At 53.1% G+C, this 12,380-nt stretch carries 9 protein-coding genes; 4 read left to right on the top strand and 5 right to left on the bottom strand.

Annotated elements, in window-relative coordinates:
* Positions 1-183: 183 nt before the first annotated feature.
* Positions 184-756, bottom strand: coding sequence for a nucleoside triphosphate pyrophosphohydrolase family protein (locus tag ACMHXE_RS02820; RefSeq protein ID WP_101056465.1), 573 nt, complete (start codon positions 754-756; stop codon positions 184-186).
* 290 nt (positions 757-1,046) lie between these two features.
* On the opposite strand from ACMHXE_RS02820, the gene ACMHXE_RS02815 reads away from it, so the two are divergent.
* The 4 genes from ACMHXE_RS02815 (at position 1,047) to ACMHXE_RS02800 (ending at position 7,733) form a co-directional block, all read left to right on the top strand.
* A complete protein-coding gene (locus tag ACMHXE_RS02815) occupies positions 1,047-1,763 on the top strand; it encodes a response regulator transcription factor (RefSeq protein ID WP_101056466.1) in 717 nt (238 codons plus the stop codon).
* Positions 1,764-1,815: 52 nt separating this feature from the next.
* Positions 1,816-3,984 (top strand): tetratricopeptide repeat protein, encoded by a 2,169-nt coding sequence (locus ACMHXE_RS02810; RefSeq protein ID WP_167398142.1) that lies wholly within the window; start codon positions 1,816-1,818, stop codon positions 3,982-3,984.
* Between the two features lie 292 nt (positions 3,985-4,276).
* The gene (locus ACMHXE_RS02805) at positions 4,277-4,624 is read left to right on the top strand and encodes a hypothetical protein (protein ID WP_413731313.1); all 348 of its coding nucleotides are present in this window, start codon (positions 4,277-4,279) and stop codon (positions 4,622-4,624) included.
* Positions 4,506-7,733 (top strand): S8 family serine peptidase, encoded by a 3,228-nt coding sequence (locus tag ACMHXE_RS02800; protein ID WP_413731311.1) that lies wholly within the window; start codon positions 4,506-4,508, stop codon positions 7,731-7,733. The genes ACMHXE_RS02805 and ACMHXE_RS02800 overlap by 119 nt, the downstream gene beginning before the upstream one ends.
* A 69-nt stretch (positions 7,734-7,802) precedes the next feature.
* On the opposite strand, the gene hslU is transcribed toward ACMHXE_RS02800, so the two are convergent.
* The 4 genes from hslU to argS all read right to left on the bottom strand — a co-directional run bounded on the left by hslU (position 7,803) and on the right by argS (position 12,219).
* On the bottom strand, positions 7,803-9,128 hold the full coding sequence (gene hslU, locus ACMHXE_RS02795; protein ID WP_123115568.1) for an HslU--HslV peptidase ATPase subunit: 1,326 nt from the start codon (positions 9,126-9,128) through the stop codon (positions 7,803-7,805).
* A gap of 21 nt (positions 9,129-9,149) precedes the next feature.
* Positions 9,150-9,674: an ATP-dependent protease subunit HslV gene (gene hslV / locus ACMHXE_RS02790; protein WP_100142986.1), complete on the bottom strand. Its 525-nt coding sequence runs from the start codon at positions 9,672-9,674 to the stop codon at positions 9,150-9,152.
* Positions 9,675-9,900: 226 nt separating this feature from the next.
* Complete coding sequence (locus ACMHXE_RS02785; protein WP_165565705.1) at positions 9,901-10,470, bottom strand: SPOR domain-containing protein; 570 nt, start codon at positions 10,468-10,470, stop codon at positions 9,901-9,903.
* 3 nt (positions 10,471-10,473) lie between these two features.
* A complete protein-coding gene (gene argS / locus ACMHXE_RS02780; RefSeq protein WP_101056470.1) occupies positions 10,474-12,219 on the bottom strand; it encodes an arginine--tRNA ligase in 1,746 nt (581 codons plus the stop codon).
* Between the last annotated feature and the right edge of the window lie 161 nt (positions 12,220-12,380).

The following is a 12,380-nucleotide window of genomic DNA, read 5'->3' as shown; positions in this document are numbered from 1 at the left end:
GGATAGAGCCTATCCACGTGCGTTAAAAATGAGTAAAAACAAGTATCCCATTAAGCCTAAGAAAAATGCCGTTCACACTAAGTGAACGGCATTAGACCTGGGGTCTGCTTTTTTTGGGCGAACGGTTGGGAACCTGTTTGGTTCTCCAAAGCCGAGGACCAGTTTAGGATTGATCGCCGAGCGTTACACCAGATCCTTGAGGTTGGCCGGACGATAATAAACAGACTTGAGTACCTTGCCCTGGCGCACTGTCTTGCCGGTCATTTCCACATCCTTGGCGCACTTGGCTATCAAGAAGTCACCTTGACGGCTACCGACAATTTCCACCCCTTGCTTGGCATAGTGGGCCACGGTATCTGCCAGTTCCTGCTCATTGCGGCACACCTTGCTCATGTTGCTGGCATGCACCTCATCCCAGCAAGGCTCAAAGTCGATAGCCTTGTTGGCGGCAACCTGCAGCAGCAGATCTATCAGGTAGCTGATCTCCAGTCGCTCCCCGACTTGGGTGCAACCCAAGTGTACCAGGCGGCCCATCAATACATACACGCTGTCGACTATGGCGTCGGCCTGTTCAACCTTGTCGGCGGCCTCGGTCAGTTCGGTCAGCTCTTCGCTGATAAGCGAGGTGTGCAGCGTGTCGGCCTTGGCATCCAGAGTGTCAGGAGAGTCGACCGGCAGATCGAAGGTGATACGGAATTCGTGAATATCCCGGTAGAGCTTGCTGTACAGCTCTTGAGTCAGCAGAGTCAGTTTCATCGCTTGGGTTCCAGCTTGGGCAAAGGAGGGGATGATAAAGAATTACCGGGTTTGAGGCAAAGTTTGACTACTGTGCCTGTTTAAAATCTGCCGTTGCTCGGCTTGATGCTGACATTCTCGCTGGTCAGCTTTGGATTTTGTGCCAAGCTGAACTTTGTATCTGGAGTCGCTCTCGGGCCACTTTTTTTGGCCCTTAGCCCGAGAAGTATTAATCACATTTGAGATACAAAGTTTGAATTTTGTACATAATTACATACAATTAAATTCATGGCTTTCGGGGATGTGACATCATGGATTTGAGTGAATTTATCCTGTTGGTTGATGACGATCAGGAATTAACAGAGCTGCTGAGTGGCTTTTTGACCAAGAATGGCTTTGAGGTTAGAACCGAAGCCAATGGTGTAAATGCCGCCAGACGCATTATTGATGAACGCCCCCGGTTGGTGGTGTTGGATGTCATGCTGCCAGAGATGGATGGACTTTCTATCTGTCGCGAAGTTCGTAGTCGTTATTCCGGCCCTATTCTGATGTTAACCGGGTTAGGGGATGATATTGATGAAGTTGCCGGGCTCGAAACCGGTGCGGATGACTATATTGCCAAACCCGTTCGTTCCCGGGTGCTGTTGGCGCGTATTCGCAGTTTGCTGCGCCGCTCGGAACGGCAAGAAAGCCAAGTTCAGGAGCCAAGAGTAAATCAGAGTGAAACCCATTTGGCTGTCAATGGTTTGCGTCTGGATAAGCTGGAGCGGGTTGCAAGTTTGAATAACCAAGAACTTGAACTTACCCTGGCCGAGTTTGAACTGCTGTGGCTTTTGAGCAAACATGCCGGCCGGACTCTTGCTAGGGATGCAATCTGCGAACACTTTAAAGAACTGGGTTATGACAGCACGCCGCGCACTATAGATCTTCGAATTTCCCATCTGCGACGCAAGATGGATGATGACCCTAAAGAGCCGTCCCTAATCAAAACGATACGTGGCCAAGGCTACGTACTGACTCTGAGTTGAGATGAAAGCCTTCTTGGCAGTTTCCAGGTTTCAAGGCCGCTCTGGGGCGTTAATGCCCTGGATCTTGGGGCTGTTACTGCTGATATTGCTGCCATCTTGTCACGATCCGAATCGTTCATCTGTGGTCTCGGATGAGCATAGTCAAATCCTCGAATTGCTTGATTTGGCTGCTGCCTCACGCCATCAAGACCCGCTCAAAACCATAGACTATAGCACACAGGCTCTGCGACTACTGGAAGTTGAGCCGGACCCAGGTTCCGAGGTGATGGCGCTCAGCAACCTGGCCTGGGCGAAAATGATGTTGGGGGAGTTTGCCGAGGCTGCGGACTTCGGCGAAGCTGCGTTGACTTTGGCCGAGGGACAGCCGCAAGCAGAGATCTTGGTGGTACCGCTTAATGTCGCTGGATTGATTTATTGGCGTCAGAGTCAGTTGGATAAGGCTCTGACCTATTATCAGAGAGCGCTTGCTGTGGCTGAAAGCCTGAAAAACAGCTCCTTTGAAGCGACCACCTACAACAATATGGGCCTTATCTACAGTGATAAGGCTGAATATCAGTTGGCGCTGGAATGTTTTACCAAGGCCAGGGACCTACATAGGGGGTTGGACGATTCCAGAGCATTGGCAATGGCGCTGAACAATATCGCGGGCATTCATGCAACCTTGGGCGATTTTGGTGAAGCGCTGGCAAATCAACAGGAGTCTCTGCGGATCCGGGAGCTGCTGGACGATAAGTCAGGTGTGGCGGAATTGCATCACAATATGGGGATCACTTATGAACAAATAGGTGATTTGCAAGAAGCCATGGCGCAGTTGCAATTGGGATTGCAGGGATTCGAGGCCTTGGATGACAAAACCGGAATGGCGCAGGCGCTGACCGCTCTCGGTACAGTGCAGCAAAAACTGAATAGAAAGGTGGCGGCCAAGACAGCCATGGAGCAAGCTTTGGCCTATGGTGAAGAGCTCAAAGACGGTAACGTTACTGCCACGGCCTTGATGAGTCTTGGTAAGCTAGCCTTGGAAATGGGAGAGTATCCCATTGCTCGGCGCTATCTGGAACGAGGCCTGGCCACCGCAGACCGATTGGGGCTGGTTGCCTTACAAGCCCAGGGAAGGTTGAGTCTTGCCAATTATTTTTTGGCGGCCAATGATGTGGATGTCGCGCGAGAAAGAGCCGAGCAGGCATTGCAATTGGCACTTGCCAGCGGCGATCGCGGGCAGCTCAGAGATACTTATGAACTCTTGTCAAAAATACATGAACGTAAAGGCAATTATCGCCAGGCACTGATCAACCATAAAGAGTTTAAAAGTATCAATGATGCGCTTTTTAATGCCAATTCCAGTGAACGTCTGGCATGGCTGCGCAGTTCATTTGAAGATGAAAAACGCCAGCGACAAATTACTTTGCTGGAAGGCGAAAAAGCCTTGCAACAAGAGGTTATCAAGCAACAAAAATTTACCCGCAATATTTGGATCGTGGCGCTGATAGCGGCAGCGGCTATTCTGCTGCTGCTCTATAGTCGTCACAGCCAAACCAGGGTAAATCAAGCCTTACAACGTTCGATAAAGATGCAAAGCGATCTCATGCAGGCGGTGGCGCACGAATTTAGGGCCCCGCTGGCGAGGGTGCAACTGGCTTTCGATATGCTTATAGAAGCCGAGGTGGACGAAAGGCCGCAATTGGAAGACAGGGTTCTGCGGGGCCTGGAAGAGTTGGATGAGCTGATCCGTGAAATCGTCAAGCTGATTAAAGCGGAAGGAAGTCCGAGGCGAGCGCCGACAGAATCTTTGTCGCTGGCCCCCTTGTTACAGACGCTGGTAGCAAGGCAGCATCCCTTATTCCCCGAGAAAAAGATCACCTTAACGCCAGTTGATCCTGAAATATCCGTCATCGCCAGTAAGAAGCATTTGGAATGGGCAATCAACAACTTGCTCTCCAATGCATTGAGACACTGTCATCGAGAGGTTCGGATCAGTTGTCAGCTTGAACAAGGGCAGGTGAATATCATAGTGGACGATGATGGTCCCGGGGTACCGATTGCAGAAAGAGAACGGATTTTTGAACCTTTCATCCGTCTCGATCCCAGTCGAACCCGAGCCACTGGTGGTATAGGTTTGGGGTTGGCCATAGCCCGCCGACTGGCCGAAAATGGCCGGGGGCAAATTAATGTCGGTGACAGTCCATTGGGTGGAGCCAGATTCGAACTCGTTTGGCCCTGTTAACTTCTTGTTCCTGCTAAATATATCTTGCCCTCACATTGTATTTTTTTAGATACATTTTATAACATTCCTTTCTGTTCTTAAGCGGATCTTAGCGTGCTTCTTTTCTTTATCCTGGTGAGCCTTAGCGGCTTTTGTCTGCTGATAATCCACTTTTCTTGGAGTGATGGCGTGAAATTGCCAATGTTAAAAAAGTTTGTTTTTTTGTTTGAAATTTGTTTGTTCTGTGTCTGGGTTGTATGTGTTCGCATACATAATGATTATAGCGAGCACTCTTAATCACAGGAGACTACAAATGAGAAAGCCGCACACTCGCTTGAGCCGATTGACTTTGGCCATGCTCTCTACTTCCCTGATGGCAGTCACGGTTCCGTCGCTTGCCGCCAAGAAGCTGGAACCCAAACAAGATTTCGATAATGCCTCTGTTATTGTTAAATTCAAAGAAACCGCAAAGAAAGCGGACCGTAAGCAGTTAATGGCTCAATTCGGAGCCTCATTCAAAGATAAAAACAATGATGGCGTTGATGATCGTTTTCGCCATATTGCCAAAGGTCGATTGGCTGAACTCACGGTTCCCCGGGGGGCTGGATGCCCGCGCTATGGTGGAACGGCTCAAGCACAACCCCCACATCGAATACGCTGAACTCAACCACAGATTTTATCCTTCGGTTATCCCCAACGATCCAAGCTACGGCCAGTTGTGGGGTATGCCAAAAATCAATGCGGAGCAGGCCTGGGAGATGGAAATGGGCTCGCGAGAGGTAGTCGTTGGGGTGATAGATACAGGTTTTGACTACACACACCCGGATTTGCGCGACAATATTTGGGTGAATCCCAATGAAGTCCCCAATAATGGCATTGACGACGATGGCAACGGTTACATTGATGATATTCACGGTATTTCTGCCATCAATGATAACGGTAATCCGCAGGACACTCATTACCATGGTACGCATGTTGCGGGAACCATAGGGGCAACCGGCAACAATGGCTCTGGAGTCGTTGGGGTCAACTGGAATACTGCCATGGTAGGTTGTTCTTTCCTGGGTAGCCAAGGCGGTACTACGGCCGATGGTATTCAGTGTATTGATTACATGGTTGATTTGAAAAACCGTGGCGTGAATATCCGAGTATTGAACAACTCCTGGGGCGGCGGGGCGTTCAGCCAGGCTTTGGAGGATGCTATTACGGCCGCCAACAATGCCGATATTCTGTTTGTCGCTGCTGCCGGTAATGATGCTATTGATAATGATGTCAATGACAGCTGGCCGGCCAACCATGATGTACCCAATGTGATGGCCATTGCCTCTACTACTCGTGATGATGAAATGTCTTACTTCTCTCAGTGGGGTTTGAACACAGTGGATATGGGGGCCCCCGGCTCTGACGTCTACTCCACTATTCCGGGCAATGACTATAACACCCTGAGCGGTACTTCCATGGCAACCCCCCATGTGGCTGGCGCCGCGGCCTTGATTTTGGCCGCCGATCCGACTCTGACTACGGCCGATGTCAAGAATATCCTAATGTCTTCTGGCGACCCCATTGCCGCATTGGAAGGCAAAACCGTGACAGGTAAGCGCTTGAACCTGGAGAGTGCCTTGAACATGGCCGGTGCCGGTGGCCCTGGTTATTATTTGCTGGTGAGTCCTGCCAGTCGCACAGTAAACCAAGATTCGTCTGTGACCTTTGATATCGACATGAACGCCGTGGGCGGATATAACGGTAACGCCAGTTTCAGTGCTGATGTGCCTGCCGGCTTGAATGCGGCGGTGACTTTCTCCAATAACACAGTGCCGGCCGATGGTCGCACCACAATGACGGTATCCACCGATGCCAATACTACCCTGGGCAATCACATCATCACCATCAATGCCGTTGACGGTGATATCCACAAGAGCGTCGATGTCAGTCTGCTGGTGTACCCTGCAGGTACCTTCAGTACCACCTACAGCAATGACAATCCGGTAGCGATTCCCGATGACAATGTCGATGGTGTCAGCAGCCTAATCAATGTGCCGATGAATTTGACCCTGACCGATCTGGTGGTGAATGTGGATATAACCCACACTTACATAGGTGACCTCACTGTCACTCTCGCCTCCCCCAGTGGCCGCACAGTTACCCTGCATAATCGCACCGGCGGCAGTGCCGATAACCTGGTAGCCAGCTACGCCGTGGAAGACTTTGATCTGGAAGAGGCTTCAGGTGATTGGATTCTTCACATCACAGATTCAGGATTCCGTGATACAGGTACTCTCAATAGCTGGAGTATGGACGTTACCGGTGGCTCTCAGCCGGGCACCAACCTGCCACCGACTGTAACCATAGGTGCGAACCTACAAAATGCCCTGTATCTGCCGGGTGATGTGATTAACTTTGTTGCCGATGCAACCGACTCAGAGGATGGTGATGTCCGCGCCTCGCTGGTGTGGACTTCCAGCCTCGATGGTCAAATTGGCACGGGTGGCAATTTCTCCCGCTCAGATTTGAGCCAGGGCACTCATCAGATCACCGTCACCGCCACCGACAGCCAGGGGGTAACGAGCAGCCGCGAGTTCTTTCTGTACGTTGTTAGTGACGGCACAGTCGTCTCTTATGAAGATGCCAATCGTCAGCCCATCCCTTCACTGGAAACTGTTGTGGCCGAGATAGAGGTTCCCCTGGGCGTGAAAATTAAGGACATGAGTCTGTTCGTGGATATTCAGCACAGCTTGGCCAACGACATGCTGATTCATCTGGTATCGCCTAACGGTACCCGGGTTGAGATATTCGATCGCAAAGAAGCGGACGAATACTATCGCGATCTGGTAAAAACTTTCTATCCGGTAGAGTTTAATGGCGAAGTTGCCGCCGGTACTTGGCAATTGATCATAGCGGATGAATACACCAACAACTCCGGCTGGCTGAACCGCTGGGTACTGAGCTTCACCCATGATGGCGGCACTACGACCCCGGACAACCAGGCGCCAGTGGTGAGCATCCATGCCCCAGTGGGTGGCAGCAGCGTTATCGAAGGTGACACTGTATCCTTTGTGGGCTCTGCCAACGATGCCGAAGACGGCGATGTGACCAACACCCTGGTGTGGACCTCGGATCTGGACGGTGTGATTGGCAACGGCGCTTACTTCAGCACCAACAGCCTGAGCGTGGGTAACCACACTGTGACTGCCAGTGCCGCCGACAGCGAGGCTGCCAACGGTGAGGCCCTGGTGACCCTGACAGTAGAAGCGGCCCCTGTGAATGAGCTGCCTACCGCCGAGTTCAGCTTCCAGGTTAATCATCTGGACGTGAACTTCGTCGATGCGTCCGGTGATACCGATGGGGCAGTGGTTGCTTGGGCTTGGGACTTCGGTGATGGCAATATTTCATCACAGGCCAATCCAAGCCACAGTTATGCCACAGGCGGCAGCTATGAAGTGACGCTGACAGTGACAGATAACAGCGGCGCCAGCCACAGCATCAGCAAGCAGGTGAGTGTTGCCGCGGCCATCAGCCTCAGTGGTGCAGGCAGTACAGATGGTAGCAAGGTGAATGTCAACTTGACTTGGAGTGGCTCGTCAGCCCGGGCTATCGATATTTATCGCGATGGTCAACTGATCGACAGTACCCGAGATAGAGGCAGTTACAAGGAGCGTTTCAACAGCAGTGCCGAAAGCTTTGAATACAAGGTATGTGAAGCCGGCAGCAATATCTGCTCTGAACTCATCACAGTAACACCCGAGTTAAGCCGCAGAGGAAAAGGTAAGTAACCCATTTGGGTTGTATTGAAAGCCGCCTTTGTTAAGGCGGCTTTTTTGATTTTCAGTGTCAAGACCGGCTTACAGAATGAAGCGACTCAGATCTTCATCCTGAACCAGGTTGTCCAGGTGAGCATCGACATATTCGGCATCGATAACAAACTTGCTGCCGGACTTGTCGCTGGCCTCGAAAGAGATGTCTTCCATCAGCCTCTCCATCACAGTGTGCAGACGACGGGCGCCGATGTTTTCGGTACGCTCGTTGACTTGCCAGGCGGCCTGGGCGATACGGTCGATACCTGACTCGGTAAATTCGATGCTGACTCCTTCGGTGCCCATCAAGGCCACATACTGCTCGGTGAGCGAGGCGTGGGGCTCGGTGAGGATCCGTTTGAAGTCGGAGGCGGTCAGGGCATCCAGCTCGACCCGAATCGGCAGACGGCCCTGCAGCTCGGGGATCAGATCCGATGGCTTACTCATCTGGAAGGCGCCGGAGGCGATAAACAGAATGTGGTCTGTCTTCACCATGCCGTGCTTGGTGTTGACTGTGCAGCCTTCCACCAGAGGCAATAGATCACGCTGTACCCCTTCGCGGGACACGTCCGGGCCTGAGGTTTCGCCGCGCTTACAGATTTTGTCTATCTCATCGAGGAACACTATGCCGTGTTGCTCGACCAGCTCAATGGCCTGCTCTTTGAGATCTTCCTGGTTGACCAGCTTGGCGGCTTCCTCTTCGACCAGCTGCTTGTAGGCATCCTTGATCTTGAGTTTCTTGCGCTTGCTCTGTCCCTGACCCATGTTCTGGAACAGGCTCTGCAGCTGGTTGGTCATCTCTTCCATGCCGGGAGGTGACATGATTTCGACGCCAATTTGCGGCGCCGAGACATCGATTTCGATCTCTTTGTCGTCCAACTGGCCTTCACGCAGTTTCTTACGGAACACCTGGCGGGTGTGGGACTTGTCCTCGGTTTCCTGATCCCATTCACTCTTTGGCTTGGGCAGCAGGGCATCGAGAACCCGTTCCTCGGCGGCTTCTTCGGCGAGGGAGCGGCACTTCTTCATCTGCTGCTCGCGGGTCAGTTTGACCGCGGCGTCGGTGAGATCGCGGATGATCTGCTCCACTTCCTTACCCACATAGCCTACTTCGGTGAACTTGGTCGCTTCAACCTTGATGAAAGGCGCATTGGCCAGCTTGGCCAGACGGCGGGCGATCTCTGTCTTACCGACACCGGTTGGGCCTATCATCAGAATATTCTTCGGGGTCACTTCCTGGCGCAAGCCGGCATCCAGCTGCATGCGGCGCCAGCGGTTACGCAGGGCTACTGCGACAGAGCGTTTGGCCTTCTGTTGGCCTATGATGTGCGCGTCCAGTTCGTGGACGATTTCGCGGGGTGTCATTTCAGACATAATGCTTCCTCACGCTCGGGATCAGTAATTCAGTTCTTCTATAGTCTTGAACTGGTTGGTAAATACGCAGATATCACCGGCTATGGTCAGCGCCTTCTCGGCAATATCACGGGCACCCAGTTCGGTGTTCTCCAGCAGCGCCAACGCTGCGGCCTGGGCATAATTGCCACCTGAGCCTATGGCGATAAGATCATGCTCCGGTTGCACCACATCGCCGTTACCTGTGATGATAAGTGAGCTTTCATGATCGGCCACCACCAACATGGCTTCGAGTTTTCTCAAGGCTCTGTCGCTGCGCCAGTCTTTGGCCAGTTCGACCGCCGACTTCATCAAATGCCCCTGATGCATCTCCAGTTTGGCCTCGAAGCGTTCAAACAGGGTAAAGGCATCGGCGGTGCCACCGGCAAAACCGGCCAATACTTTATTGTGGTACAGGCGGCGTACTTTGCGGGCATTGCCTTTCATCACAGTGTTGCCCAGAGACACTTGGCCGTCGCCGGCGACAACAACCTGATTATTACGGCGTACAGATACGATAGTGGTCACGATAGATCCTCTTCTCGGGCGGACGGCGCGTCCGTCATGGGTCAAATCCCCAGGGTCTGCTGCATGAAACGGCCCATTGGGGCACAGCAAGGCCAACTAATGAGGTGATAGTTTTCTATATGGGGTTGGGGGCGGGAATATCAAGTGCCCGGCAGCGGCTTTCGTGCTGAAAAACAAAAAGGCTGCAAATCTTATTGTTTGCAGCCTTTAAATTGAGGAGGGGAGTTTAATCTTCCCAGAACCAGATCATACAGCCGTTGAGACCGGCTCTTTGCAGCACGTGGCGCTGCCGCTCGGCATCGCGCTTGCTGTCATAAGGGCCGAGTACCACCTTGTACCAGACACCGCTGGTACCTTGTACCTTGCGCACCTGGGCTTCTAGCCCCTGGAAGGCGATCACGGCTTTCATCTCGTCGGCCTGGGACTGCACCCGGAAAGAACCGCATTGCATCTGATAAGGGCGAGATGGCTTGTTGCTCTCTTCCGGCAGATCCACTTCTACCTGCTTGTTTTCCAGCTCCTTGAGGTAGGTCCACTCCTCTTTGGGCTTGGGCGGCAGGGCGTTGGGGTCTTTCTTCTGGGGCACCGGCTTAGTCTGTGGCTGAGGTTGAGCCACTTCGGCCTCGGGGGCGCTGCTCTTCAGGCTCCAGAGGAAATAGCCAAAGCCGGCCACCACGGTAACTACCACCACAAGCAACAGCACAGGAAAGCCTTGCCTAGGCTGCGGCTGCTTGCGAGCGCCCCGCTTGGCTGGCTTGCGGGGCTTGGGCTTGCTATTGGCGTAATCGCGTCCCATGGATTACATGCGCTCCAGGGTCTCGATACCCAGCAGTGACAGGCCCTGCTTGAGGGTCTTGGCGGTCAACTGAGACAGCAGCAGACGGCTGTGCTTCTGGGTTTCGTTATCGGCCGCCAACACAGGGCAGGCTTCGTAGAAGCTGGAGAAGGCACCGGCCAGTTCAAACAGATAACCACAAAGCACATGGGGTTGGCCCTTGTCGACCATACGGGCAAGGATTTCACCGAATTGGGCCAGTTTGTTGCCCAGCTCTTTTTCCTTGTCGTGTTCCAGAGCGATAACGGCATTGCTCAGATCCACACCTTCGGCCCGCTTGAAGATCCCGGCTACCCGGGTGTAGGCGTACAGCAGGTATGGCGCTGTGTTGCCTTCAAAGCTCAGCATCTGATCGAAGCTGAAGATATAGTCGCTGGCGCGGTTCTTTGACAGATCGGCGTATTTCACTGAGGCGATACCCACCACTCGGGCGATTTCGGCCAGGGTGGCTTCGTCCATGTCGGGGTTCTTGCTGCGTACCAGCTCCAGCGCCCTGACATTGGCTTCATCGAGCAGGTCCACCAGTTTCACCACCCCGCCGCTGCGGGTCTTGAATGGGCGGCCGTCTTCACCGTTCATGGTGCCAAAGCCCATGTGTTCCAGTGTCATTTCCGGGCGCACAAAACCTGCGGTGCGGGCCAGGCTGAACACTTGCTGGAAGTGCAGCGCCTGGCGCAGATCCACGAAGTAGAGAGCGCGATCGGCATGCAGGGTACCCGAGCGATAGCGCATGGCCGCCAGGTCTGTGGTGGCATAGAGATAGCCGCCGTCGGCCTTCTGAATGATCACCGGCAGGGCTTCACCGTCTTTGTTACGGAATTCTTCCTGGAATACCACCTTGGCGCCGTTACTTTCAGATAGCAAGCCTTGGGCATCCAGATCCTTGACCACCTGTTCCAGATCGTCGTTGTAAGCGCTTTCACCATGGACATCGGCGCGGGTCAGGCTGACGCCCAGACGCTGATATACATCATGGCAGTGGCTCAGGGAGATATCGTTGAACTCACGCCACAGCTTATTGCAGTACTCGTCACCGGATTGCAGCTCGACCACCAACTGGCGGGCGCGGGTGGCAAATTCGGCCGACTCGTCGAAACGCAGTTTGGCAGCGCGATAGAAGCTTTCCAGATCCGACAGCTCCAGGTTGGCGTTTTCGCCATTTTGTGCCCGCAGCTCTTCCATATAGGCCAGCAACATGCCGAACTGGGTACCCCAGTCGCCGACGTGGTTTTGGCGGATCACCTTGTGACCGAGAAACTCCAGCGCCCGCACAACGCTGTCGCCAATGATGGTGGAGCGCAGGTGGCCTACATGCATCTCTTTGGCGAGGTTGGGGGAGGAGTAGTCCACTACCACGGTTTGCGACTTGGGCAGACTCACACCCAGATGCTCGTCGGCCAGTGCCGCCTGCAGCTGTTTGGCCAGGGCATTGTCATCTATAAAGAAGTTGATAAAGCCGGGGCCGGCTATCTCTACCTTGGCCACATGGCCTGAGGCAGGCAGGTTGTCGATGATCAGTTGTGCCAGTTCCCGAGGTGGCTTGCCGGCAGCCTTGGTCAGCATCATGGCCAGGTTGGTGGCCAAGTCGCCGTGACTCTTATCCTTGGTTCGGTCTACCTGAATCCTTGGCGCAGTCTCTTCGGGGATCAACCCCTGTTGTTTCAAAGTGGCTACTGTCTGTTCAAGCAAAGATTGGATATGTGATTTCATTGGCGTTTTATCGACACTGACTGATAAAGGTTAAAAGGGGAATAACCGCACATTCTAGCGCTTTCGGCAGTAACATTGCTATCACCAGTATGGTTTTATCAGCAAATTTTGTTGTTGTCTGGGTTTGCTGTTGCCTGTGACCTTTTAAGATCACTGTTATT

The organism is Shewanella sp. BJSY2023SW007, from assembly GCF_047314525.1.
Taxonomy (GTDB): Bacteria; Pseudomonadota; Gammaproteobacteria; order Enterobacterales; family Shewanellaceae; genus Shewanella; species Shewanella chilikensis.
The sequence above is the reverse complement of the archived record's forward strand: the minus strand, read 5'-3'. Positions and strand labels throughout refer to the sequence as shown.

Coding starts and splice junctions, on each gene's coding strand:
- ACMHXE_RS02805 (WP_413731313.1), top strand. CDS start 4,277: ATGAGAAAGCCGCACACTCGCTTGAGCCGATTGACTTTGGCCATGCTC.
- ACMHXE_RS02810 (WP_167398142.1), top strand. CDS start 1,816: ATGCCCTGGATCTTGGGGCTGTTACTGCTGATATTGCTGCCATCTTGT.
- ACMHXE_RS02820 (WP_101056465.1), bottom strand. CDS start 756: ATGAAACTGACTCTGCTGACTCAAGAGCTGTACAGCAAGCTCTACCGG.
- ACMHXE_RS02785 (WP_165565705.1), bottom strand. CDS start 10,470: ATGGGACGCGATTACGCCAATAGCAAGCCCAAGCCCCGCAAGCCAGCC.
- argS (WP_101056470.1), bottom strand. CDS start 12,219: ATGAAATCACATATCCAATCTTTGCTTGAACAGACAGTAGCCACTTTG.
- ACMHXE_RS02800 (WP_413731311.1), top strand. CDS start 4,506: ATGATCGTTTTCGCCATATTGCCAAAGGTCGATTGGCTGAACTCACGG.
- hslU (WP_123115568.1), bottom strand. CDS start 9,128: ATGTCTGAAATGACACCCCGCGAAATCGTCCACGAACTGGACGCGCAC.
- ACMHXE_RS02815 (WP_101056466.1), top strand. CDS start 1,047: ATGGATTTGAGTGAATTTATCCTGTTGGTTGATGACGATCAGGAATTA.